This is a genomic window from Chryseobacterium turcicum, assembly GCF_021010565.1.
GTDB lineage: Bacteria > Bacteroidota > Bacteroidia > Flavobacteriales > Weeksellaceae > Chryseobacterium > Chryseobacterium turcicum.
Genome location: NZ_JAJNAY010000001.1, coordinates 381,732 through 405,614, shown reverse-complemented (window position 1 = coordinate 405,614; position 23,883 = coordinate 381,732). Strand labels below are relative to the sequence as shown.

Genomic DNA, 23,883 nt, shown 5'->3' with positions numbered 1-23,883 from the left:
GTAATTAATAATAACTTAATTTTTAACAGCTTGTTTGTCATTCCGTAGGAATCTAAACTGATTAATTTTCAATGTGTTGAGATTCCTGCGGAATGACAAAACGACTGCTAATTTTAGCGTTATGCTTAAAGACGGATATGCACAATTAATTTTAATACTTCTAAATTATATCGCATTACACCAATCACTTACAAAATTCGCTATTTTTGTTTTAAACAATTAAAAAACAATATGAAAAGTCTATTTGCAGCAGCAACCCTTATCCTTGTCTTATTAGCATCTTGTACTCCCAAAGCAACACCTGTAACTGAAGCTCCAAAATCAGCAACGAGCACCGCAGAACAAATTGCTCAGGGGAAAACAATTTTTGAAAGCGCCTGCAATAGATGTCATAAATTATACGAACCCACACAATTTACGTCAGTACAATGGGTAGGAATTATGAATGCCATGGCACCAAAAGCAAAATTAACCGACGAGCAGCATCAGTGGGTTTATGATTATCTGGTTTCTGTGAAGAAATAAAAAGACTCAACCAACCAAAAATATCATCATGAAAAAATTAGTTTTAAGTATGATTTTAGGATTAACTTTTATGGTTTCATGCGGACCTAAAAGTACAGCAGTAAGCGGACCTAAATTTACCTCAGCTGAACATTTGGCGCAAGGTAAAACTGTTTTTGAAAACTCATGCAACAGATGTCACAAATTACCTGACCCTGCAAAACATGACGACCAAGGATGGATTAAAACCTTAAGCAGAATGGCGCCAAAAGCAAAATTGAATGATGAACAACATCAAATGGTCTATGATTATTTGATTTCTGTAAATAAAAAATAGACTTTCTTTTGAAAGTCTATTTTTGGTTAAAAAGGTTTTCACTCAGCGTGAAAATTGACAGAAAAACTAATTGACAATTCACTTTAAATCAATTCCCAAACCCGGTTTTTCGGATAGAACAATTTTACCATTCTCGACAAAATTTCCGGTTGCATAATCATTAGATATTAGATTAGCTCCGTCTAAATCTGTAAAATCAACGAGTCCGGTTAAAAGACATCCCGCTGAAATCCCAACGGTTGATTCTGTCATGCAGCCAATCATTATTTTATAGTTTAATGCTTTAGCTTTTTTTATCATTTCTAATGCAGGAGTCAATCCGCCACATTTCATTAATTTGATGTTGATGCTTTTATAATATGGAATGAGTTCTTCAAGCGAATCAATATTCTGACAATCTTCATCTGCCATCCAATTGGCAAAACCTTCTTTATTTAAAATTTTATAACAATCAATCGGGCGAGGTTGCTCCAAATAAGAAAACTTCTGAATATCAACATTCTCCTGAAGCCAAATACAATCTTCATCTGTAAAACTTGCATTAGAATCTAAAGCAATATTTTTATTTAATTGTAATAACTTTTCAATATCGTTTTTATGTAAACCTTTGCATTTTACTTTAAATTGAGTCCAATCACTTTTCTCGATTTTATTAATTTGCTCTTTAATATCTCCGATAGAAATCGTGATTGAGCTTTCAACTAAATTTTCAGAAGGAAGATTATTTAATTCTAAAAAGCCCTTATTTTCAAGCTTTCCAAACAAATCCCAATACGCACAGTCTAAAGCCGAAAGTAAAAAAGAATGAAGATTCAAATCTGATAAATATTTAAAAAAATCTTTAGGATGAATGATTTTCTGAGCTTCAATTTGGTGCTTAATTGCTTTTAATTTAAAAATAAAATCCTGAAGATTAATTTGATAATAATCAATCGCAACACATTCTCCGTAACCTTTACATTTGTGATGAGAAAGCTCTATCAACAATGCATCACGATGATTGTAGTTTCCATAAGCAATAGAAAATGTTTCTTTTAAATGAAGCTTTTTTAATGTAAAATCTATCTTCATTTTATCCTATGATATAATTATATGAACTGATTTCTGTCCATTTACCTTGTACTTTTTTATAAATAGCCATATGAAAGTATTCTCCTTCTAAAGAATCACAAAGACTAGAATCCAAAACTATACATACCGTTTTGTCCTTATTAAAAAAAGGAATGCACAATGTTTTGAGGCATTTATTTTTATATTTCTTTCCAAATTCTTTCCAAAAATAACTACCTTTTACATTCTTCAACTTTTCTAATTCATCAGCATTGGTATATTCCAATTTCCGATTTATTCTTTTCTTATCTAATTTAAAACTACGAAATAATTCAGCTTGCTTTTGATAAAATATAGAATCACTTTTTAAGAAAATTGCACCATCATATACTGGTTCAATTCCAAAACTTGGCCGGGAAGGAGGCGGATACAGCCCATTATCATTGTAAAATAATGCGTCAAAATCCGTTGTTTTTAATGATATATTATAAACATAATTATGTTCAGAATTTTTAGCCTCAAACATATTTATTAATTGATTTAGCACTTCATACTTCAAATCGAGAGTTTCATCTTTTGGAAGTATTTTTACAACATGCTCATCTTTTTTGCACGAAAGCATAAGAAACAATAAAAGGAAAATAAAATTTTTCATATTTTAAATTTACAAAAAAAGGAGACTTATTTCCTCTCCTTTTAATTTCAACTTACCCAAAGATTATAAGTGTTAACTCTTACCCATTTTCCATCTTTCTTTTTATAGATTGATGTACTTCCTCCTCCATATAATCGTCCACAAGACATTGAATTTTGTACAATGCAAGCCGTTTTATTCTTATTAAAGAAAGGAACAGAAAAAGTTTGAATGCATTTTTTTCCATATTTTTTTCGAAACTGTTTCCAAAAATTTCGTTCATATTTTATGCTTAAATTCAAAATTTCGTCGGTTGTTACAAAATCTAATTTCTTCTTGATTCTATTTTTTTGGAAATTAAAATTTATTAAGTTTCTATCTTGATTTTTATAGTAAGATGAATCTTTTATATGTATATCCGTAATTGTCCATAATTTCGTATATTTACCTATAGTTTAATAAGTTAGATGGATATATTTAGTTTTACAGCTCATTTTGGTACTGAGGAAGATTGCAAAATTCATTTTAAAGAGCAGAGAGATAAAATTGGGGTTGTTTGTAAATGCGGTCACAATGAGCATTTCTGGATTAAAAGTATCTGGAGCTACGAATGCAAAAAGTGTCGTAAAAGGATTTCCTTGAAGAGCGGTACGATTATGCAGAACTCAAATCTTTCTTTTTTAGTTTGGTACAAAACCATGTTTCTGATGAGCGTTACCAAGAAAGGTTTTTCGTCTAAAGAAATCCAGAAACAATTAGGATTAAAGCGTTATGAGCCAGTTTGGGCAATGGTTCATAAACTAAGAAAAGCCATGGGAACCCGCGATGAAAGATATACTTTGGAAGGGATGATAGAGTTTGATGAAGGATATTTCACGGTAGAATCCAGCGAGATTGAACAAGAAAAAGGAGTTCGAGGCAGAGGTGCAGCAGGCAAACAAAACGTTGCTGTGATGGCTGAATCTACCCCTTTGGAGAATCTTGAAACTGGAGAAAAATCTAGTTCTTGTAGGTATTTTAAGGCTAAAGTTTTAGAAACGCATCTTTCCTTAGAAATTAATGAAACCATTAAAGAATGTATCGATAATGAAAGTATTGTTTTCACTGATAAAAGCACATCTTACGTAGATATTTCTGATTTTGTTGAGCTTCATATTACAGAAAAATCGGACAAAGAAACTACGGAAGAGATTTTAAAATGGGTTCATATTACCATCAGCAATGCGAAGCGAAATTTATTGGGAAATTATCATAAAATCAAAAGAAAGTACTTACAACTATACTTAAATGAATTTATCTACAAACTAAACCGAAGATATTTTGGAGACCAACTCTTCGAAAGGCTCATTATTGCTAACATTACGGCAGTATGATGAAAAACGGATATACATAATCTTTTATTACAAAAATGGAATCATATGAGAAATTTAACGCAAAAACAGGAGGCGGTGGTTCTTCGTTCTCATTTAATTCTTCAAAAAAAATTCTCTTAACTGCAATATTATAAATGTTGTAATTTAAAATACCATTAATGCTGTCTTCTCTAATTTGGTCAGTAATAAGCTGATTCAAAACTTCATACTTCAAGTCCAAAGTTTCATCTTTTTGGATTATTTCTTTTCTCGCTTCGTTCTTTTTGCAGGAAATCAATAGCAATAGAATCAAAAATAAATAGTGTTTCATAAATTAAATTTACAAAAAAGGAGACTTATTTCGTCTCCTTCTTATTTTTAGATTTTTTCTTTGGCGTTTTAGACTTAATGAATTTCTTACGCTCTTTTACGGCCTCAAAACTGTGAGATGTAAAACAATACTTTTCTGCCTCAGTTAAGAACTTCAGAGCATTTGGAAAACTTCCTCTTTTCTCTGAAAGAAGCGCTCTGTAAAACCATAAGGTTGCTTTATCAATTCCTTTTATTTTCAAAGAATAGTTAATCAACTTTTCGGCTTCCTGCAAATCTTCATTATCCAAAAGACACTTAATATAATACTGCGGAACATTTAAATTGGTAATATCACATAGCATCGCTTCTTCAAAATATTGTTTAGCTATTTCATAATTTTTTAATTGTTCAGAATAGATTCTTCCCATCAAACACAAGCTGTCTGCATCCTCAGAATCATATGACAGGGCATAATTTAACGCTTCCAGACAATCTGGTAAGTTGTAAGGATAATTATCTAAAGCTTCGAAATAATATTTACTTTTAGTTAAGGTCATTTCTGTAGGTTTTTAATTCGTTTTTCAGTTGATTTCTTTCTTTTTTGAAAGACTTTTCCTGATAGTTCTTTTTAAAATCTGTTCCGGAAAAGGCTCTTACCGGATTTCCTCTTTGCACATTCAAATGATTGTTCCACGTTTCCTGCATTTGCTTTTGAAGCTGAATAATATTCTGCTCCAAAACTTTTTCTTTCAGCCTCTCAATCGAAAGTTTTTTATTCTCCAGTTGCGAACGCGAATCTTGCACGAAAACACTTTGTCCGGTTTTCAAATAGGTAGCACGAACGGCGGTGTTTACTTTATTCACGTTTTGTCCACCACTTCCTTGGCTTCTTGTGGTTTGAAACTGAATATCTTTTTCATTAAACTGAATTTTCTCCAAACCTTCCAGTTCAAAAACTCCGATAAACCAATTACTTCTTTTATGCAGTTTTCTGAATGTACTTTTTCCTGTCCACAAGATACTTCCTAACCAATTTTTTAAAAATTCGTTTACATTTTTTGATTTTAAAAGTAAGGTTACAGATTTTAAAGTAAGGTTTTCATCGCCATTTTCTCGATGAATAATTTCGTAGTCTATTTTATTATTTTTTGCATCCTCAAGGAAAACCTTCAGAACTTTAGCAACGACCCATTGACACTCTAAAGGTCCTCTTCCTGAGGTTATTTGTATTATTTTGTCCATTGTTTTTAATTTGTTGACGGTTGATGGTTGTCAGTTGATGGTGTTAAAAATCCTAACAACCATCAACTAAAAACTAACAACCATTTTATTTGTCCATCCTCACGATTCTTGGTTGGAAAGTTCCCAGAATATCAACCAATTCGCTTTGTGCGTTCATCACTTCATTGATGTTTTTGTACGCCATTGGTGCCTCTTCGGTATTTCCGCCCATTAAAGTGACATTTTTGAGTTTTAATTCTTTTTTAATATCATTTTGAGTAAAAAGACTTCTGCATTCACCTCTCGAGTGAGCTCTTCCAGCACCGTGAGAAGCTGAATTCAATGAATCTGGATTTCCTTTTCCTCGCACGATGAAACCTTTTGCCGTCATCGAACCGGGAATCATTCCCAATTCATTTTCGTTGGCGGGAGTTGCTCCTTTTCTATGAACAATCACTTCTCTACCGTTATGGATTTCTTTCCAGGCGAAATTGTGATGGTTTTCAATTCTGGCTTTTACTCGGCCACCAACTGCTTTCACCAATCTTCGGTGAATATCATCGTGACAAGCCGAAGCATAATCTCCTGCGAGATTCATCGCGGTCCAATATTCTAAACCGAGATGCGTATTCAAATCCAGCCAAGCAAAGTTTTGAGCTTCTTTCGGCAACGGACATTGCTCTGTCGCCACTCTCGAATAATATTGCGCAATCTCGGCTCCCAACCCACGCGAACCGCTGTGTGAAAGAATTCCCAGATATTTTCCTTTTGGAATATTGATTTGTTTATCTTCCTCCGTTATTTCAACCTCTCCGAATTCCACAAAGTGATTTCCCCCACCGGAACTTCCCATTTGTTTGATTGCTTTTCCTTTTAATCTTCTCAAAATCGGAATTAAATCGAATGTATCTCTATCGAAAATTTCGTGGTCGACGTGAGATTTATGCGTTTCATACATCCCGAATTTGGTATGTTCGGCAAGCGCTTTTTCATATTTGTCTCTTGCTCCGTCTAGATATGAAATAGGTGTATCCAAAATACTGAGCGACATTCTACAGCCGATATCCATCCCGACTCCATAAGGAATGACGGCATTTTCAACGGCGAGAACTCCACCGATTGGAAGTCCGTAACCGCTGTGTGCATCGGGCATTAAAGCACCTTGTGTTGCAATTGGCAATTTCAGTGCGGTGTACAACTGATTTTTGGCTTCATCAGAAATATTATTTCCGAAAATATTGAATGTTGCTCGGTTTGAATTGAGCATTCTTTTTTCCGTTTTCTTGGATGAAAGCAAAGCTTCAGCAATTTGTCCGAAGGTTAAATCTTTCTCGAAATTTTCAGGATTTTGCTGGATTTCCTTTAAAAGAGATTTTACATAATGAATATTTTTGGTTGCAAAATTTCTTTTCATGACTTCCAAAGCGATATTAACGCTTTGATTATTTGGATATCCTAATTTTAATATATCTTTTCCTTTAAGTTTTAAATTTCCCATTGTTTTTTAATAAGATGTTAGATATTAGACACAAGATGTTAGACATTCTCGCATCGAATATTTTTTTCAACTATAATTCTAGTTGATTTGTTTAAACCTAACGGGTTTTTGAAACCCGTTAGGTTTTGATTGACAGGAGCTTGTTCTAGCCCCGATGGAAACGGCATCCTTTTTTGCGGTGGCTTGAAAAAAGCGTTGGCAAAAAAGATACAGTGGACAGCGGGAAACAGCTCCTAAAAAGCATTTTATTTTAAAAAATATTCTTCAAGAAGATTGAACTCCTACGGAGTTCTCTCACTACTTACCAAATTGTCGCTACACAGATATTGCTCCTACGGAGCATAAAAATTTTAATGTGAACATTTAAAATAAAATATAATACCATTTAATCTTAGAATAGACCTTTTCATTAAGTGCTCCAAGGGAGCAATATCTGTGTAGTAGAAAATTATACAGCACACAGTGGAACTCCGTAGGAGCTCAATCTATTTCTAATAAATTTAAAATAGAAATGGTATAAAAGATTTCGGGGAAACTTGTTTTGAGTTTGAAATATTGTGCAATAAAAAACCCGAAATCTTACGACTTCGGGTTTTGATATTTCATTATACTGTTGTTCTAAGAAGGTACCAAACCACGAAGCCTCGCCTTTGCAAAAGGCAATCCTACTGATGTATGTTGATTGTATTTGAACATTGCTTCGTTGTTTTTTAAATGGTTAAACTTGATTTTCAGATGCAAAGATATACTTTTTTTTGAAAAACAAAATTAAAATCTATTTATTTTCTCACTTATTAATGATTTCCATTACCTCGAAAATAGTATATTTGTTTTACATAACGAAAAAAATATATGAAAAACACATTCATGAAATCCCTACTGTGCGCATTTGCATTTGCGATTCTATTTTCTTGTAATTCTAATAAGAATGACGACATTTTAAAATACACGACTGATACGACTTTAGGTTTATCGAGAGTGAATTTAAATTCTATTTCTGATAAAATTCCGGTTGAAAAGATTCTGAAAGAGAAGAAAAACCTTAATGATGAAGGGAGAGTTCTTTTGCAATTAATCAGTAAACCAAAAGAGTCTGGCATCGATACCAACAAGCCTCTTTACATTATGGTAGAGCCTGGAAAATCTAATTCGGACCCAGATGTGAAAGCATTTTTCTGGATTAGCGATAAAGCTAAATTTCAAAAAAGCATGTCTGATCTTTCCAAAACTAAAATAACAATCGACAAAAAAGATTTTATTTTTGAAGATGGCAAACTGACGGGAAGCATCAAAGGTGATATGGCAATGATGTCGACAGAGAAATCTTTCAACTCATACTCGAGATATGATTCTTTGGGTGGTGCTGCGAAACTTAACGAAAAATATTTTACTGATTTTTGGGCAAGAAAAGGAACGTCAAACAAAGTAATCATCGATCAGGTAAACGAATCTTTGGTAAGCGGGAAAGATGTGAGCGGATGGATGAATCTTGGAGCAGTTGCAAGCTATGTTTCTAAAGGATATATAGAAACTCTTGCCGTTAATAAACTGATTAAAGATTCGGGTATTGGTTTTGATTTTAGCTTCGATAAAGGAAAAGTAGAAATGGATACCAAAACGTTTTTCAACAGCGATATGAAAAAGATTGTTGAGAAATATTATAGTAAAAACAACATCAACTATGATCTTGTAAAAAATGTAGAACTTGATAATGCGAAGTCTTTTTCTATCGGTTATTTTAGTTTAGATTTTATGAGATATCTGATTAAAGAAGCTGGTTTTGAAGCTACTGTAAACCATTATTTAGCTTCTACCAATAAAACTTTAGAAGATATTACGACTACTTTCACCGGAGACTATGCTTATATGGATATGAAAGAAAACCATCCAGACTCTTTGGGATATTACAGCGACAAAAGAGCTGTGGTTTTAGGCTTTAACCCTAAGAAAAAAGATGTTCTTACTTCGTTGCTTCAAGGTCCTTTAGGCGAAAGTAAAAAATACACCATTGTAGACAATCAGGTAATTTTCTCTGATGACCAAAGCATTAATGCACAGTTTCAAGCTAAAAAGGCTGCAAAAAATTCTAAGCTAAGCAAAAAAACAGGAATCACCGCATATTCTTGGTCTGATGGAAGCGACTACAACAGAAGAGAAACTGTACCTGCAAAAGTAATTGAGATATCAAACGAATCTAAAGAAAACGCCGGTAATTTAGTTTCTAAATCGGTCATCACTCTAGACAAGAAAGACGAAAACGCACTGTATTATTTTATAATGAATGACTAATTTAGTATTAGAAAACATTTTCCCTAAATATTTCACTCCCAGAAATATCGAACAGTCTGAAATCTGGAATAAGAATATTTCTTTTCAAAAAGGAAATAAGCTTCTGATTGTTGCACCTTCTGGGAGTGGAAAATCTACATTGGCAACGGCAATGCTGGGTACTCATTTTCAATATGAAGGCGATATAAAATACGACCAGCAAGCGGTAAAAAAATTGCATTTGGAAGAAATTGTAAAAAACAGAAAAGAGGGAGTGAGTTTGCTTTTTCAAGATGTAAGGTTGATAAAAGACCTTAGTATTTCTGAGAATATTCTGCTTCGTGTTTTTAATAAAGACCGAAAACAATTTATTCCAAAAATGGAAGAATATGCCAAAAGACTGGGAATAGAAAACCTTCTGAATAAAAAAGCCGAAAACTGCTCGTATGGAGAACGCCAAAGAAGTGCCATTGTGAGAAGCCTGATTAATCCTACAGATTTTATTATTTATGATGAATGCTTCAGTCATTTGGATTTGAATAATAAAAAAATTGCCTTTTCACTAATTAATGAAGTTTCCGAAGAAAGCGGGAGCTCGGTCATCTTTTTTGAATTGAATGAGTTTCCATTTGAGCATGATTATCAAATTCTTCATCTATAACGCTTATGAAGAAAATTTTTAATTCAATTATACTCTACGCAGGGCTATTTATCGCCTTTATTTTGGTCTTATCGTGCCTTCAACTGTATGAAAATGCGAATCGCCTTTTTGGAAGTAAAAGCAGCGACAGTAATTATTGGTTGACATTTAGCAAAAAGATAACTCCTGATAATATTGGAAGAAAAGAACTTTTAGGCTTTAATGAAAATGATATTTCAAAAATTAAAACCTGGACTGAAGTAAAAGCAATTTATCCTTTTTCTGCCAACGAGTTTAAAGCTTCGGCAAATGGTGGCGATTTTATTCCTTTTTATACTGATTTGTACTTTGAAGGCTTAGATTTAAAAGCTATTGACTCTGATTTGACAGATGAAGAATTTCAGGTAAAAGGAGACGAAATCCCAATTATTATTTCAAGAGAATATCTGAATCTTTACAATTACGGATTTGCTTTAAACCAAGGCCTTCCGCAGATTTCTGAAGATTTTGCCAAGAAAATTGAAATCAACATCAATATTACCGTCAACAAACAAAACAAGACGTATAAAGGAAAAATGGTAGGACTTTCAGACAGAATACACTCTGTATTGATTCCGAAAAAATTTCTTGACTCTCTGAATATTGCAGAAAAACCTCAGCTTACAACACAGCCTAAAATTTACAACAGAGTTTTGGTGCAGGTAAAAGATTCTGGTGATGAAGGTTTGGTTGCTAAAATGAAAGAAAATGGCTACGAATCTAATCAGGAAAGTCTTCGTTCGGCAAAAATAAAATCAAAGCTATTTTTAGTTTTAAAAATCATTGCTGTTTTAGGGGTTTTCATCTTTGCTTTATGCCTCTACATTATTGTAAGCTTTATAAAAATTCAGTTTTTAGAAAAGCAGGAAGAGGTTTCCATTAAAAACAGTTTAGGATATTCGCCTAAGAAAATGGTGAGTGACATCAGCAAAAGATTCAGTATCAACTTAATGTTTGTCTTAATTTTAAGCTTAGGATTGCTTGCTGCAGGACAATATTTTATTGCGCAATCTGATGTTTCTAACGGCTTGCTTTCATTGTATATCAATCCTTTCCTGTGGGTGGTCATTATCATCATCCCGATATTGGTTTATTTCTTCGTCAATATTCTTATTTACCGATGGCTGATAAAATCCTGGAAAATATAACAAAACGACCATCGTGTGATGGTCGTTTTTATTTTTTATAAAGTCTTTATTTTAATCTTTAGAGCCTTGGCTATCCATTGTATCGCCCATTCCTCTACTGTGTGGATAATACACTCTTTCTTTATCTAAGAAATAAATATTATGCCTTGCCTTTGCAATAATTCCATTATAAACATCTTCAGGTAAATCTGTCTTTTCAGAATTTCTCTCACTAAAAGAAGGCTTGTTATAAATTTTTAATGCACCGAACTTATCTAATACTTTTTTTGCATTCTGCGCATCTGTAAGATTAGCAGCATACACAATCAAGTTGATTTTGCCCATACTTCCTTTACTGTATGCGGCTAAAATATCGTTATCGTTTACAAAAACATAATTCCAAAAACTTTTTGTTTTTTCATCATCTTCATATTCATTCGTTAACGATTCTTCATCCAATATCGATTTAGAAACAATGATATCTGACTCTAGAAATCCGTTATTCATTAATTCTGATTTTACTTCCTCTGTGTTTACAGTTTCTGGAAATACTGAAATTACTGTATAAGCCATGGTATTTTATTTTTTGTTTATTATTTACATAGCAAAAATTGTGCAATTTGAGATTTAATAAAATGTTAAATTATGTTACTCAGAAATCTATTCAAAATATCCACTGCACATTTAGGAAGATTCGTTCCCGGGCCAAAAATAAAGTCGGCTCCGTTTGCATATAAAAACTCATAATCCTGTTGCGGAATTACTCCTCCTACAACGATTGTAATATCATCTGCTCCGAGTTTTTTTAATTCTTCTACAACCTGCGGAACCAATGTTTTGTGACCCGCTGCCAAAGAAGACACCCCTAAAATATGAATATCATTTTCTACTGCCTGCTTGGCAACTTCTTCCGGAGTCTGAAATAATGGCGCAACATCGACATCAAATCCCATGTCAGCAAAGGCTGTTGCTACTACTTTTGCACCACGGTCATGACCGTCTTGTCCCATTTTTGCCACCATAATTCTTGGGCGACGACCTTCAGCTTCTTCAAATTTTTGAGTAAGCTCAAGTGCTTTTCCGAAGTATTCATTTTTACCTGCATTCATAGCATAAACTCCTTGTATCGTTCTGATGTTGGCTTTGTAACGTCCGAAACTTTCTTCCATGGCATCACTCATTTCACCTAAAGTCACTCTTCTGCGAGCCGCTTCGATGCATAATGCCAAAAGATTTCCATTTCCTGTTTTTGCAGATTCACGGATTTCATTTAAAATTTGCTCAACCGATTCAGAATCTCTGGTAGATTTAATTGAATCTAATCTTTCAATCTGTTTTCTTCTTACTTCAGTATTGTCGATATCTAAAATCTCAATTGGAGTCTGTTTTAAAGCAGATTTAAATGAATTAACACCGATGATAAACTCTTCACTGCTATCAATTTTAGCCTGTTTTCTTGCAGCCGCTTCCTCGATTCTCATCTTTGGAATTCCGGCTTCGATGGCTTTTGTCATTCCCCCTTCTTTTTCTACCTCATCGATATATTTCATGGCCTCTTCAATCATTTGCTGAGTTAAAGATTCAACCAAATTACTTCCGCCCATCGGGTCTACCACGTCGCAAATTCCGCTTTCCTGCTGAAGAATAATCTGTGTGTTTCTAGCAATTTTTGCCGAATAATCAGTTGGTAAAGCAATCGCTTCATCCAAAGCATTGGTGTGTAAAGATTGCGTTCCACCTAAAGCCGAAGACAATGCTTCAATAGCTGTTCTCGTGATATTATTGAAAGGTTCTTGCTCTGTTAAAGACCAACCTGAAGTTTGTGAATGTGTTCTTAAAGCTAAAGACTTAGGATTTTGAGGATTAAACTGCTCTAAAAGCGTTGCCCAAATATATCTTGCCGCACGCATTTTAGCAATTTCCATGAAATGATTCATTCCGATAGCCCAGAAAAATGAAAGTCGTGGTGCAAAATCATCCACTTTCATTCCAGCTTTTATTCCGGTTCTTACATATTCTAAACCGTCAGCTAATGTATAAGCCATTTCCAAAACCGGGGTTGCTCCAGCTTCCTGCATATGATATCCAGAAATAGAAATAGAGTTAAATTTTGGAATATTTTTAGAAGTATATTCAAAAATATCCGCGATAATTTTCATGGAAGGTGTTGGTGGATAGATATAGGTATTACGCACCATAAATTCTTTCAAAATATCATTCTGAATGGTTCCAGAAAGCTTATCCTGAGAGACACCCTGTTCTTCTGCGGCAACAATGTAGAAAGACAAAATCGGTAAAACCGCACCATTCATCGTCATTGAAACCGATATTTCATCTAAAGGAATTTCATTAAACAAAATTTTCATATCCTCCACAGAATCAATCGCAACACCAGCTTTACCAACGTCACCCACCACTCTTGCATGGTCGGAATCATACCCTCTGTGTGTTGCCAAATCAAAAGCCACGGAAAGACCTTTTTGTCCGGCTGCTAAATTTCTTCTGTAAAAAGCATTAGATTCTTCAGCTGTAGAAAATCCTGCATATTGACGAATCGTCCAAGGTTTCTGAACATACATCGTAGAATAAGGACCTCTTAAATAAGGTGCAACACCCGGACAACTGTCGGTGATGTCTTTATTTTTTACGTCTTCTGCCGTGTATTTTGATTTCAGCTCAAGCCCATCTTTTTCAAATTGATAGATTTCCTGCTGCTTTTCAGATATATTAAATTGAGGAATTTTGTTTTTTATTTCCCTTCTCATTTCTTCAGATTTAAAGTTTTAAAAATACGCATTTTTGTGGGAATGTCTTGCGATTGGTTTTCAGGATGATAACAAGGAATTTATATATAAAAAATACCGATTTTAACACATGAGTCACAGGGATTTTTATTATCATTCTGGATAAAAGAGCACATAAGTTTTTGAAAATCTTTGATTTTCTCTCATATGATTTAAATGTTTTTAAATTCAATTAATGTGTATGAATTAATAGGATTTCATCCTAATTCTTCGTTAAACCGTCCCTTCAGGACTTTTTATTCTTAATACCATAAAATAAAAAAGCGAGACTGTAATATACAATCTCGCTTTAATTTTAGAGTCTTTAATAATCTTAAAATTTATTTTCCAAGTTTTTTAATGCCCATTTCGTATAAAGCAAAAGAAATTAAATCAGCATTTTCACTGATTACTTGGTCTGTTGCTCTTCCTGCACCATGGCCTGCATTTTTCTCAATTCTTAATAAAATAGGGTTTGCACATTTTTGCTTTTCCTGTAATTCTGCACCAAATTTGAATGAATGCGCCGGAACTACTCTATCATCATGGTCACTTGTAATAATCATTGTTGAAGGATAACAAGTTCCTGCTTTTACATTATGAACCGGAGAATATGATTTTAAATAATCAAACATTTCTTTGTTGTCTTCGGCAGTTCCATAATCGTAAGACCAACCTGCTCCAGCGGTAAATTTGTTGTATCTCAACATATCTAAAACTCCAACTCCTGGAAAGGCAACTTTAGCCAAATCTGGACGCATCGTCATCGTAGCCCCAACTAAAAGTCCACCATTTGATCTTCCTGAAAGTGCCATATATTCTTTTGAAGTATACCCTTTCGATTGTAAATATTCTCCTGCTGCGATGAAATCTTCAAATACATTTTTCTTTTGCATTTTCGTTCCTGCATCGTGCCATTTTTTACCATATTCACCACCACCACGGATGTTTGGAACAGCATAAACTCCACCGTTTTCCATCCAGATTGCATTAACTACAGAGAAAGAAGGTTGCAAACTAACGTTGAAACCACCGTAAGAATAAAGAATTGTAGGGTTTTTACCATTCAGCTTTATTCCTTTTTTATAATTAATCATCATCGGAACTTTTGTTCCGTCTTTTGAAGTATAAAATACCTGCTCTGAAACATAATCTTCAGGATTAAATTTCACTTTAGGTTTCTGGTAAATTTCAGATTTTCCGGTATCTGCATTGAATTTATAAGTAGTTCCGGGTGTAATATAATTGCTGAAAGAATAATATAATTCTTTCTCTGTTTCTTTACCTCCAAAACCTCCAACATTTCCTTTTCCTGGAAGAGAAATTTCTCTGATCAGCTTTCCTGTTTTATCAAATTGCTTCACCTGATCGATTGCATCAATCATATACGTAGCAAAGAAATAACCGCCACCGCCAGAAACAGACAGTACATTTTCTGTTTCAGGAATTACGTCCTTCCAAGTTTCAGGAGAAGGGTTTTGGATGGTAGTTTTCACCAAACGCATATTGGGTGCATCTTTATCGGTAAAAATGAAAAGGTTGTCACCATCTGTATCCGCGATATCTACATTGATATCAAATCCTTTATTGACCTGAACGAAATCGCCGCCTTTCTTTAAGTCTTTAATGTACAATTCGTTTCCGTTGGTTGCATTTGCCGCAGAAATAATCAAATATCTCTGATCTTCAGAAACTCCCGCTCCTAAGTATCTTCTCGGCGTTTTATCTCCACCAAAAATTAGCTGATCAGCAGATTGCTTAGTTCCTAGCTTATGAAAATAAACTTTGTGCTTATCTGTCATTCCAGAAAGTACGGTTCCTTCTTTCGGCTTCTCGTAGCTTGAATAATAGAATCCTTCATCGCCCTGCCAAGAAATTCCGCTGAATTTTACATCAACAATTGTTTCGTCGATTTGCTTTTTCGTAATAGCATCAATGATGATGATTTTATTCCAGTCGCTTCCGCCTTCAGAAATCGAATAGGCTGCTAAGTTTCCTTTTTTGTTGAAAGATAAACTAGAAAGCGATGTCGTTCCTTTATCTGAAAACTTATTCGGGTCTAAGAAAACTTCTGTTGTTTTTGTTTTATTATTGGTTCTGTACAAAACAGACTGTGCCTGCAAACCGTCGTTTTTATAATAATACGTAAAGTCTCCTTCTTTGAAAGGTGCACCTATTTTTTCGTAATTCCAAATATCTGTTAATTGTTTTTTAATCTGCTCTCTGAATGGAATTTGAGATAAATATTTCTGACTGTAAGCAACTTCTTCATCTACCCATTTTTTGGTAAGTTCTGAATCATTTTCTAAATCTCTGTACGGATCTGCAACGGCTGTTCCGAAATAAGTATCTGTTTGATTTCCTTTGATTGCTTTAGGATAAGTCATTTTTTGAGCATAAACTGTAGCCGAAAATAAAACTCCGGCAGTTAATAACATAGGTTTAAAATTCATTATGAAGGATTTTCTCAAAAATACGCAAACTTGTGGGAATACAAAAGCCTACATTGAGTGACTTTTGTAGTGGTTCTTCATGAGAATTTATCCAAAGTTTGCAGCACAAAAAAGACCTCTAAACAAATAGAGGTCTCTGCTTTATATCTTAAAAAAGCTTATTTTTTGATTAACCCCAATTCAATTAATCTTTCGTGTAAAAATTCTCCGGCAGTTGTATCTTCATATAACTTTGGATTATTTTCATCAACGCAATTTTCTAAAGCATTCAGCGACATTCCGCTTACTGGATGCATAAAGAAAGGGATAGAATATCTTGAAGTTCCCCACAATTCTCTTGGCGGATTTACAACTCTGTGAATCGTAGATTTCAATTTATTGTTGGTATGTCTCGAAAGCATATCTCCAACGTTAATCATTAGTTCGTCTGGTTCTGCAATCGCATCAATCCATTCACCTTTATGATTTTGTACCTGAAGACCTTTCCCTTGAGAACCCATTAAAAGAGTAATTAAGTTAATGTCTCCATGAGCTGCTGCTCTTACCGCATCATCCGGCTCCTGAGTAATTGGCGGATAATGAATTGGTCTCAAAATAGAATTACCTTCTGCAATTTTATTATCAAAATAAAACTCATCAAGACTAAGGTACAACGCCAAAGCTCTCAAAACATATTTTCCTGTTTTTTCAAGCATCTGGTAAGTTTCTTTACCTACTTCATTAAATTGTGGAAGTTCGTCTACGATTACATTGTCGGGATATTCGCTTTTGTATTTTGAGTCATCCGAAACGTATTGTCCGAAATGCCAAAATTCTTTCAAATCTCCTTTTTTAAAACCTTTTGCGGTTTCTTTACCAAAACCAACATAGCCTCTTTGTCCCCCAATTCCGGGAATCTCGTACTTTTGTTTAGTTTCTGTGGGAAGTTCAAAGAAGTTTTTTACTTCTCCATAGAGGCCACCTACTAGTTTGTCGTCTAGGAAATGTCCTTTTAAGGCTACAAAACCAATTTCTTCGTAAGCTTTTCCGATTTCATTTACAAATTTCTGTTTGCGTTCCGGGTTGTCCGAAAGGAAATCACGCAGGTCTACACTAGGTATTTTATCCATTTTATAGAAATTTTACGTGGCGCTAATTTACTGATTTTTTAAATTAAATGATTTTAGAATTCATTATTTATAAACTAAATTTGCTCTATGAAAAAATATTCTGCTAAAAGAAGTGTTCAGGTACTTGCCAATATCCTTCACCAATACGGAATTTTAGACGTTATAATATCTCCAGGATCTAGGAATGCTCCTTTGGCGATACATTTTTCAGAGATAGATGATTTCAACTGTTTCAGCATCATTGATGAAAGAAGTGCAGCCTTTGTCGCTCTTGGAATGGCAATGAGCGAGAAGAGACCTGTGGCAATTACCTGTACCAGTGGTTCTGCAGCGGCCAATTATTATCCTGCAGTTACCGAAGCTTTTTATCAGAATATTCCACTGCTGATTTTAACAGCAGACCGACCTACTGATTATGTTGACCTTTTTGACGGGCAAACAATCAGACAAAATAATCTTTTTCATCAGCACTCTTACGGAGATTTTCAACTTGTAGAAGACAGTCAAGAAGACGCAGAAAATATCAATTCAGACCTTATCAAAAAGGCTATCGAGCTTTGTTTTGAAAAGCAAGGTCCGGTTCATATCAATATTCCTCTGGAAGAACCTTTATATGATTTAGTTTCCGAACTTCCTACTTTTCCTCAGGTTGAAAAGACCATTAAAAAGAAAGAGTACGAAATGCCTTCAAATTTAGTGGCAGACTGGAATACCTCACAGAGAATTATGATTCTGGTTGGAACAAAAGGTTACAGTCCGGAATTAGAAAATCAACTTACCCAATTGGTTAAAAATCATTCGGTTGTTGTTTTAAGCGAGGCTAATTCAAATTTATATCATGAGAAATTTTTCAGGCATATTGACCGATATATTTTCGCATTTACCGAAGAGGATTTCAAAACTTACGCACCCGATTTACTGATTACCGTTGGACAAAATGTGGTTTCTAAAAAAGTAAAACAATTTTTGAGAAGTGCACACCCGAAACAACATTGGCATTTGGATGAAGTTTGGCAGCCAGACACGTATTTTGCTCTAACTCAGAAAATAGAAATAAAACCTGAACTTTTCTTTTCTAAATTATTAAATTTCATCAATTTAGAACCAAAACCTTATTATAATCTTTGGGATGTTTTAAGAGATAAAAAAGATAAAAAACATAACGATTATATCAACTTAACCGAATTTTCAGATTTCTATTTCTTTAATAAGGCCTCACAGAGTATTCCTGAGAATTACAATATCCATTTCAGCAATTCATCGGCAATCCGCTATGCTCAATTATTTGATTTTGGGAAGAGAAAAATGTACTGCAACCGCGGAACAAGCGGAATTGACGGCTCTACTTCTACAGCCATGGGATTTGCCATCAAAAATAAAAACCCTACTTTATTGATTACAGGAGATTTAAGCTTTTTCTACGACATCAATGGCTTGTGGAATCAATATATTCCGCCGTTTACAAGAATTATCATTTTTAATAATGGGGAAGGAAATATTTTTAAAATCATTCCCGGACCAGGAAACGCCAACTCAAATACTGTTGATGAATTTATTTCTACCAAACATCATAAACATGCAGAGTTTTTGGCTAAACATTTTGGTTTCTCATATGTAAAAGTGGATGATGATGGAACTTTAGACCGAGTTTTTGAAAATTTCTTTAAGCCAGACTCTCAACCTAGAATAATGGAAGTCAATACACAAGGTAAAACCAATGCTGATACACAGAAAGCTTATTTTAATTTTTTAAAGGAAAATTAAAAACGTTTTGGACCATTAAGAAGAATTAAGTTGTTAAGGGTCATTAAGATAAACTCTATAGATTTTTTAATCAAATTCTTAAAAAAGATGATTTAAACTTAAAATGATAAACTTTTCGAAAATTTTAATAAAAAAAAGCAGATTTATAAATTCATAAATCTGCTTTTTTTATTGCTTTTAGTTGAAAAAACTAAATATCTAAATAATCATTATTTCTCGGTAGATTGCTAATCTTGTGAATAGGATAAATAAACATATCATCAAAATCATTCATTGCATTAATCAATTGAAAATGTGAGAATTCTTTGATATTCTGCAGCGTAATTTCTGCCTCTTTTATTTTCTTTTTCTTTAAAAGATGCTGTCTTTGCACTCCATTTAAAAGATAAGTTGATGGCGTAAACCAATCTTTCCCTTTTTGGAATAGTATATTTGAAAATGAAGTATCTGTGATGTGATTATTTTTAACAATAATAATTTCTTCAGCCTTAGATTTTGTCTTCATTTTCTCAAGCTCTTTGCGGTCTTCAAACTTAAAAGAATAATCATAACTATTGTTTTCAACCAACTGAAAATCCTGAATTTCAGGAATTGCATAAGGCATCATCATCGTTCTGAATTTTTTATCAAGGTCATAAACAAGTCGCAGTTTGTATAAACCGTCTTCATCGTGCTCAAGATCCTTAAAAATCTTAGCCAAATCAATAGAACCTTCTTTCCCAAAATGGGCGAAAGTTTCGTTCACACGCTTCTGATGAAATTCTAGTAAGAATAACTCTTGATCTTCTACTTTAATACTTTCAATAAATTGGAACATAGATTTTATTTTTCATTTCTTCGTACTCGTCTTCTAACTTGCTCATGTGTGTAATTCCGCCACCGCTTTTGAAGTAAAGCTGCTCGCCTTCTTTCTCAATAAAACGAATCATTACACAACTATCTAAATTCTCACCATCAAACCAACCGCAAACTCCTGTATAAAAACCTCTGTTAAAACCTTCCGCTTCAAGGATAATTTCTAACGTTTTAGGTTTTGGCGCTCCTAAAATAGAACCTGCAGGCAAAAGTTTCTGCATAATGCTTCCCACTTTTCCTTTAAACTCAGGTTTTAAGTTTCCTGAAATTTCTGAACTCATGGCATACAAATCTTTCTGCTTTGTTTTCAGAAAATCAATATGCTGAAATTTATCAACCTTCACATCGTCAGCAACCATGCTCAAATCGTTCCTCAGCAAATCTACCACCGTATAATGCTCAGCTTTCTCTTTTTTATCGTTCTTCAAAACCTCAGCAGCATTCTCTACAGAAGCATCAATCGTGCCTTTCATAGGATATGTCACGATTTTATCATCCACAATCTTCACGAAAGTTTCAGGAGAAAAAAATACGAAAAAATCTTTATATAAGACCTTGTATTTTGCCTGAGAATGATGAAAAATTTCTTCTAAACTGAGATTGGTCTCAATTTTCGTTTTTCGGGTATAATTGGCTAAATAAGAATTTCCTAAGCGAATATTATTTTGAACGTGATTAAAGCCTTTTTTAAAGCTTTCTAATGACTCCGGAAATGATTTCCATATAACTTTTTTTTGTAAAGCGTCTTGTTTTTCTACGTTCGAAAACAACTGAAAATCAATCAACAACCCCTTTTCTATAATTTCTTTTTCATTGAAAACCTCAACTTTATCGACCAGGAAGTCTATGATAAAGAAAAAGGGAACTTTCTGGTGTGAAAGTTCGTCCATTTCAATAAATTTTTGATGATTCGTCAAAAACATTCCGCAAAAGTAGTTATTGATGTTTACTTTTGCACAAAATATTTTCATGCAGAAGCAATATCCTCAAAAACCGGGAATCGATTTTATCCTAAAACAGGCATTTTTTTATTGGAATAAAACATTGGTGTACCAATTATTATTTTCAATAATTTACTTTTCTGTTTTCTTTGCAGCTTATCTTTATATTGAAAATAGGTTTGGAATTTACAATCAGTTTTCAAGCGCTTTCTTAGAATATTTACAAGTAGGACCCAAAGGAATTGACACTCTGAATCAAGAGTTAGCAACTATAAAATCAAGCCCAAACTATAGTTACACTACATTAGGAATACTTATTGTTTCAGCATTTTTATATCCATTAAACTTAGGATTTTTTCAAATTTACCGAAAAATTGACTTAAAAGAACAGATTGAAATGTCAGATTTATTTGTTGGATACAACGGATTGAATTTTTTTAGATATACTTCTTATTTTGTTTTTTGGTTTTTAGTGTGTGACATGCTTAAAGTTACCGTCGTTTTCCCTCTTTTATGGATTATGATAACATTATTCATCGCCCCGTTGATGTTTTTCCAGAATAAAACTATTTTTGAAGGAATCTCTTTAAGCTGGAAAGCAATTAAAATGTATTTCGTTGAAATCTTGGTGTGTACAATCGTTGCGGTTTTATTTAAATATGTCGGATTTGCGGTCTTTTTGGTTGGTGCATTGTTTACTTTTCCATTTTGGAATGCGATGATTTATTCGCTGTATAAAACAATCTTCACAGAAGAAGCTTAATTTTTGCTAAAAATGGTGTCTTTTTGTTCTTAAAAAAAGTTAAATTTGAGAAACATTAAAAATAAACACCATGTCAGAATTTAACGAATTTGACCAGCAAGGCTCAGCTCCTGAACGAAATACCAGCTCAATTATTTCTCATGCTTTCGAAATGTATAAAGGCGTTTTTCTTTATGCTTTGGTAATGATGATTATTTATTTTATTGCAGATTTTGTGATACAATCTATTACAGGATTCGGTTCCTGGTCAAATTACAGTGATTTTAGCGACTTTGAAGACAACTATAGAAGTATTTTAATTGACAGGCCGGGGATGTCTCTTTATTATTCATTTTCAGGTTTATTGAGTATTCTTGTGTCACCTCTTTATGTGGGTTTAATTTATATTGCTAATAAATTCAATACGAAAGTCCCTATTGAGTTTTCAGATTTGTTTATCGGATATCGTCAAAATCTAGGTAATATTTTATTGTACAGCTTGATTACCAATATTATTTTGTGGGTTTCTGTTGCGATGTGTGTTATTCCTGTCTTTTTTGTTTATCCGCTGTTTCTTTTAGGCTACCCTATTCTATTATTTGAAAATGCTAATGCTATGGACGCAATTTCAAAAACATATAATATTGCTAAAGAAAATTATAGCGTATTTATAGGAACTGCTTTTTTAGGGATTCTAATTAGTGTTGCCGGAATTATTTTATGTTGTATTGGTATAATTTTTACTTTACCATTTATCTATATCGCTATGTATTCCGCATACTGTGCATATTTAGGTAAACCACGACAAATAACATATAATAAATGATACCACATAACAAAGAAAACCAAATCAGCAGTGTAGTTATAAAGCAAATTTCCTTACTTGTTATTATTTTGATTTTAGCAGGTTTAATCTGCTTTAATCTTGCACTATTTATCCCTTCTGTTTTGGGAGCAATTACCATTTATGTAGTCTGTAGAAATTATAATTTTTACCTGCAGGAAGAACGAAAATGGAAACCTTGGGCTTCTACTTTAGTTCTTATGTTGGCGAGTTTAATTATCCTTATTCTCCCAGTCTATTTTATTGTAGATTTATTAATTGAAAAGCTTGGGAATGCACAAGCGTACATGGAAAAATTTAATATTTTCGTTAACAAAATTCATGATTTCGTTGATAAAGAGACGGGTATCAATATTCTGAGTAAAGAAAATATGACCAAGGTGCAAAGCTTTGCCGGAAAATACTCTACCTCAGCACTAAGCGGAACTTTTAATACACTCACAGTCATTATGTCGATGTATTTCATCCTTTATTTTATGTTTGAGAAGCCAAGATTTTTCGAAAGAATTTTAGCTTCCGCAGCTCCTTTAAAAAGAGCAAACGTCTCTTTAATTGGTGAAAAAATGCGAAAACTGATTATAGCAAATGCCATCGGCCTTCCTGTTGTGGCTTTAGGACAGGGTATCATTGCTTTGATTGGTTATTTTATCTTTGGCGCACCAAGTCCTATTTTATTGTTTGCATTAACGGCAGTCGCATCCATGATTCCTATTGTAGGAGCGGGAATAGTTTATGTACCTATTTGTATTTTTATGATTGCAGAAGGTCAAACCGGACAAGGAATTGGTCTTGGATTATACTGTTTAATTGTTGTAGGACTAACTGATAATGTGCTTCGTTTTACACTGCTTAAGAAATTAGAAGATATTCATCCTTTAAATACGGTTTTCGGAATCATTATGGGGATGAATCTTTTCGGATTTATGGGATTGGTTTTTGGTCCTATTCTTATTTCATTAACTTTACTGCTTATTCAGGTGTATAGAAATGAGTTTTCGGATGAAGAAATACCTGAACTTCAACTTTCAGATAAAGACAAAGGTGAAGACTTAGAAAATAAAATTGATTTAATCGTTTAAAAAATGGAGCAGGGAATAAATCCTGAAATTTTACAGGAAATATGTGTCGTAAAAATGCCTTTTGGAAAATATAAAGACACCGTTTTAGCTGACCTTCCGATAAGTTATCTGGAATGGTTTCAACGGCAAGGAATGCCGCCCGGAAAACTGGGGATGCAGCTTTCTACCATTTATGAAATAAAACTAAATGGCTTGATGGATTTGCTTACGCCTCTTCGCGGTGGAAAAGTAAATTATGAAAAACCTAAAACTAAGATTTATAAGTTTTAAAGATTATTATAAAAGTTCGGCGATACCATAAAGTACCGCCGAATATATTTTCAAGCAAGAA

At 33.6% G+C, this 23,883-nt stretch carries 24 protein-coding genes; 11 read left to right on the top strand and 13 right to left on the bottom strand.

Features of this window, described 5'->3' with window-relative positions:
* Window positions 1-231: 231 nt before the first annotated feature.
* Together LO744_RS02000 and LO744_RS01995 are read left to right on the top strand one after the other, a co-directional pair.
* Window positions 232-525: a c-type cytochrome gene (locus LO744_RS02000; protein WP_230666874.1), complete on the top strand. Its 294-nt coding sequence runs from the start codon at window positions 232-234 to the stop codon at window positions 523-525.
* Between the two features lie 28 nt (window positions 526-553).
* Window positions 554-841, top strand: coding sequence for a cytochrome C (locus LO744_RS01995; protein ID WP_230666872.1), 288 nt, complete (start codon window positions 554-556; stop codon window positions 839-841).
* 78 nt (window positions 842-919) lie between these two features.
* On the opposite strand, the gene LO744_RS01990 is transcribed toward LO744_RS01995, so the two are convergent.
* From LO744_RS01990 to LO744_RS01980, 3 genes are all read right to left on the bottom strand, one after another.
* Window positions 920-1,912 carry an enolase C-terminal domain-like protein gene (locus LO744_RS01990; RefSeq protein ID WP_230666870.1) on the bottom strand — a complete coding sequence of 331 codons (993 nt, stop codon included), beginning with the start codon at window positions 1,910-1,912 and terminating at the stop codon, window positions 920-922.
* Between the two features lies 1 nt (window position 1,913).
* Window positions 1,914-2,546 (bottom strand): hypothetical protein, encoded by a 633-nt coding sequence (locus LO744_RS01985; RefSeq protein WP_230666868.1) that lies wholly within the window; start codon window positions 2,544-2,546, stop codon window positions 1,914-1,916.
* Between the two features lie 79 nt (window positions 2,547-2,625).
* The gene (locus LO744_RS01980; RefSeq protein ID WP_230666866.1) at window positions 2,626-2,808 is read right to left on the bottom strand and encodes a hypothetical protein; all 183 of its coding nucleotides are present in this window, start codon (window positions 2,806-2,808) and stop codon (window positions 2,626-2,628) included.
* A gap of 184 nt (window positions 2,809-2,992) precedes the next feature.
* On the opposite strand from LO744_RS01980, the gene LO744_RS01975 reads away from it, so the two are divergent.
* Complete coding sequence (locus LO744_RS01975; RefSeq protein ID WP_230666864.1) at window positions 2,993-3,898, top strand: IS1595 family transposase; 906 nt, start codon at window positions 2,993-2,995, stop codon at window positions 3,896-3,898.
* On the opposite strand, the gene LO744_RS01970 is transcribed toward LO744_RS01975, so the two are convergent.
* The 4 genes from LO744_RS01970 to LO744_RS01955 form a co-directional block, all read right to left on the bottom strand.
* A complete protein-coding gene (locus tag LO744_RS01970; RefSeq protein WP_230666862.1) occupies window positions 3,885-4,208 on the bottom strand; it encodes a hypothetical protein in 324 nt (107 codons plus the stop codon). The two genes, LO744_RS01975 and LO744_RS01970, sit on opposite strands and share 14 nt — an antisense overlap.
* A 25-nt stretch (window positions 4,209-4,233) precedes the next feature.
* A complete protein-coding gene (locus LO744_RS01965; RefSeq protein ID WP_230666860.1) occupies window positions 4,234-4,746 on the bottom strand; it encodes a tetratricopeptide repeat protein in 513 nt (170 codons plus the stop codon).
* On the bottom strand, window positions 4,733-5,431 hold the full coding sequence (gene prfH, locus LO744_RS01960; protein WP_230666858.1) for a peptide chain release factor H: 699 nt from the start codon (window positions 5,429-5,431) through the stop codon (window positions 4,733-4,735). Before prfH ends, LO744_RS01965 begins: the two co-directional genes overlap by 14 nt.
* An 85-nt stretch (window positions 5,432-5,516) precedes the next feature.
* Complete coding sequence (locus tag LO744_RS01955) at window positions 5,517-6,908, bottom strand: RtcB family protein (RefSeq protein ID WP_230666849.1); 1,392 nt, start codon at window positions 6,906-6,908, stop codon at window positions 5,517-5,519.
* Window positions 6,909-7,760: 852 nt separating this feature from the next.
* Here LO744_RS01955 and LO744_RS01950 point away from each other — a divergent pair.
* The 3 genes from LO744_RS01950 to LO744_RS01940 are packed head-to-tail and all read left to right on the top strand — an operon-like array spanning window position 7,761 to window position 11,003.
* Window positions 7,761-9,197: a DUF4836 family protein gene (locus tag LO744_RS01950; RefSeq protein WP_230666847.1), complete on the top strand. Its 1,437-nt coding sequence runs from the start codon at window positions 7,761-7,763 to the stop codon at window positions 9,195-9,197.
* Entirely contained in the window at window positions 9,190-9,837 is a 648-nt protein-coding gene (locus LO744_RS01945; protein ID WP_230666844.1) for an ATP-binding cassette domain-containing protein, read from the top strand. The genes LO744_RS01950 and LO744_RS01945 overlap by 8 nt, the downstream gene beginning before the upstream one ends.
* 5 nt (window positions 9,838-9,842) lie before the next feature.
* Window positions 9,843-11,003, top strand: coding sequence for an FtsX-like permease family protein (locus LO744_RS01940; protein ID WP_230666842.1), 1,161 nt, complete (start codon window positions 9,843-9,845; stop codon window positions 11,001-11,003).
* Between the two features lie 51 nt (window positions 11,004-11,054).
* Here the strand turns inward: LO744_RS01940 and LO744_RS01935 are convergent, their stop codons facing one another.
* From LO744_RS01935 to LO744_RS01920, 4 genes are all read right to left on the bottom strand, one after another.
* Window positions 11,055-11,555 (bottom strand): hypothetical protein, encoded by a 501-nt coding sequence (locus LO744_RS01935; RefSeq protein WP_230666835.1) that lies wholly within the window; start codon window positions 11,553-11,555, stop codon window positions 11,055-11,057.
* Between the two features lie 65 nt (window positions 11,556-11,620).
* Window positions 11,621-13,747 (bottom strand): methylmalonyl-CoA mutase, encoded by a 2,127-nt coding sequence (scpA, locus tag LO744_RS01930; protein WP_230666833.1) that lies wholly within the window; start codon window positions 13,745-13,747, stop codon window positions 11,621-11,623.
* 359 nt (window positions 13,748-14,106) lie between these two features.
* Window positions 14,107-16,203, bottom strand: a complete 2,097-nt coding sequence (locus tag LO744_RS01925) for a prolyl oligopeptidase family serine peptidase (protein WP_230670459.1) — start codon at window positions 16,201-16,203, stop codon at window positions 14,107-14,109.
* Between the two features lie 173 nt (window positions 16,204-16,376).
* Window positions 16,377-17,327, bottom strand: a complete 951-nt coding sequence (locus LO744_RS01920) for an isopenicillin N synthase family dioxygenase (protein ID WP_230666831.1) — start codon at window positions 17,325-17,327, stop codon at window positions 16,377-16,379.
* An 87-nt stretch (window positions 17,328-17,414) separates the two neighbouring features.
* Here LO744_RS01920 and menD point away from each other — a divergent pair, with 87 nt between their 5' ends.
* The gene (gene menD / locus LO744_RS01915; protein WP_230666829.1) at window positions 17,415-19,091 is read left to right on the top strand and encodes a 2-succinyl-5-enolpyruvyl-6-hydroxy-3-cyclohexene-1-carboxylic-acid synthase; all 1,677 of its coding nucleotides are present in this window, start codon (window positions 17,415-17,417) and stop codon (window positions 19,089-19,091) included.
* Window positions 19,092-19,281: 190 nt separating this feature from the next.
* Here the strand turns inward: menD and LO744_RS01910 are convergent, their stop codons facing one another.
* Window positions 19,282-19,908 (bottom strand): aminotransferase class IV, encoded by a 627-nt coding sequence (locus tag LO744_RS01910; protein ID WP_230666827.1) that lies wholly within the window; start codon window positions 19,906-19,908, stop codon window positions 19,282-19,284.
* Entirely contained in the window at window positions 19,892-20,869 is a 978-nt protein-coding gene (locus tag LO744_RS01905) for an aminodeoxychorismate synthase component I (protein WP_230670456.1), read from the bottom strand. The genes LO744_RS01910 and LO744_RS01905 overlap by 17 nt, the downstream gene beginning before the upstream one ends.
* A gap of 46 nt (window positions 20,870-20,915) precedes the next feature.
* Between LO744_RS01905 and LO744_RS01900 the strand changes: the two genes are divergently transcribed.
* From LO744_RS01900 to LO744_RS01885, 4 genes are all read left to right on the top strand, one after another.
* Window positions 20,916-21,650: a hypothetical protein gene (locus LO744_RS01900; protein ID WP_230666826.1), complete on the top strand. Its 735-nt coding sequence runs from the start codon at window positions 20,916-20,918 to the stop codon at window positions 21,648-21,650.
* Window positions 21,651-21,720: 70 nt separating this feature from the next.
* Complete coding sequence (locus tag LO744_RS01895) at window positions 21,721-22,455, top strand: beta-carotene 15,15'-monooxygenase (protein ID WP_230666824.1); 735 nt, start codon at window positions 21,721-21,723, stop codon at window positions 22,453-22,455.
* Entirely contained in the window at window positions 22,452-23,552 is a 1,101-nt protein-coding gene (locus tag LO744_RS01890; RefSeq protein WP_230666822.1) for an AI-2E family transporter, read from the top strand. Before LO744_RS01895 ends, LO744_RS01890 begins: the two co-directional genes overlap by 4 nt.
* Window positions 23,553-23,567: 15 nt before the next feature.
* Complete coding sequence (locus tag LO744_RS01885; protein WP_230670454.1) at window positions 23,568-23,822, top strand: DUF3820 family protein; 255 nt, start codon at window positions 23,568-23,570, stop codon at window positions 23,820-23,822.
* Window positions 23,823-23,883: the final 61 nt, after the last annotated feature.

Bases quoted from the DNA above. Each gene is read 5' to 3' on its own strand.
- LO744_RS02000 (WP_230666874.1), top strand. From the start codon at position 232: ATGAAAAGTCTATTTGCAGCAGCAACCCTTATCCTTGTCTTATTAGCA.
- LO744_RS01995 (WP_230666872.1), top strand. From the start codon at position 554: ATGAAAAAATTAGTTTTAAGTATGATTTTAGGATTAACTTTTATGGTT.
- LO744_RS01990 (WP_230666870.1), bottom strand. From the start codon at position 1,912: ATGAAGATAGATTTTACATTAAAAAAGCTTCATTTAAAAGAAACATTT.
- LO744_RS01985 (WP_230666868.1), bottom strand. From the start codon at position 2,546: ATGAAAAATTTTATTTTCCTTTTATTGTTTCTTATGCTTTCGTGCAAA.
- LO744_RS01980 (WP_230666866.1), bottom strand. From the start codon at position 2,808: ATGAACGAAATTTTTGGAAACAGTTTCGAAAAAAATATGGAAAAAAAT.
- LO744_RS01975 (WP_230666864.1), top strand. From the start codon at position 2,993: ATGGATATATTTAGTTTTACAGCTCATTTTGGTACTGAGGAAGATTGC.
- LO744_RS01970 (WP_230666862.1), bottom strand. From the start codon at position 4,208: ATGAAACACTATTTATTTTTGATTCTATTGCTATTGATTTCCTGCAAA.
- LO744_RS01965 (WP_230666860.1), bottom strand. From the start codon at position 4,746: ATGACCTTAACTAAAAGTAAATATTATTTCGAAGCTTTAGATAATTAT.
- prfH (WP_230666858.1), bottom strand. From the start codon at position 5,431: ATGGACAAAATAATACAAATAACCTCAGGAAGAGGACCTTTAGAGTGT.
- LO744_RS01955 (WP_230666849.1), bottom strand. From the start codon at position 6,908: ATGGGAAATTTAAAACTTAAAGGAAAAGATATATTAAAATTAGGATAT.
- LO744_RS01950 (WP_230666847.1), top strand. From the start codon at position 7,761: ATGAAAAACACATTCATGAAATCCCTACTGTGCGCATTTGCATTTGCG.
- LO744_RS01945 (WP_230666844.1), top strand. From the start codon at position 9,190: ATGACTAATTTAGTATTAGAAAACATTTTCCCTAAATATTTCACTCCC.
- LO744_RS01940 (WP_230666842.1), top strand. From the start codon at position 9,843: ATGAAGAAAATTTTTAATTCAATTATACTCTACGCAGGGCTATTTATC.
- LO744_RS01935 (WP_230666835.1), bottom strand. From the start codon at position 11,555: ATGGCTTATACAGTAATTTCAGTATTTCCAGAAACTGTAAACACAGAG.
- scpA (WP_230666833.1), bottom strand. From the start codon at position 13,747: ATGAGAAGGGAAATAAAAAACAAAATTCCTCAATTTAATATATCTGAA.
- LO744_RS01925 (WP_230670459.1), bottom strand. From the start codon at position 16,203: ATGTTATTAACTGCCGGAGTTTTATTTTCGGCTACAGTTTATGCTCAA.
- LO744_RS01920 (WP_230666831.1), bottom strand. From the start codon at position 17,327: ATGGATAAAATACCTAGTGTAGACCTGCGTGATTTCCTTTCGGACAAC.
- menD (WP_230666829.1), top strand. From the start codon at position 17,415: ATGAAAAAATATTCTGCTAAAAGAAGTGTTCAGGTACTTGCCAATATC.
- LO744_RS01910 (WP_230666827.1), bottom strand. From the start codon at position 19,908: ATGTTCCAATTTATTGAAAGTATTAAAGTAGAAGATCAAGAGTTATTC.
- LO744_RS01905 (WP_230670456.1), bottom strand. From the start codon at position 20,869: ATGTTTTTGACGAATCATCAAAAATTTATTGAAATGGACGAACTTTCA.
- LO744_RS01900 (WP_230666826.1), top strand. From the start codon at position 20,916: ATGCAGAAGCAATATCCTCAAAAACCGGGAATCGATTTTATCCTAAAA.
- LO744_RS01895 (WP_230666824.1), top strand. From the start codon at position 21,721: ATGTCAGAATTTAACGAATTTGACCAGCAAGGCTCAGCTCCTGAACGA.
- LO744_RS01890 (WP_230666822.1), top strand. From the start codon at position 22,452: ATGATACCACATAACAAAGAAAACCAAATCAGCAGTGTAGTTATAAAG.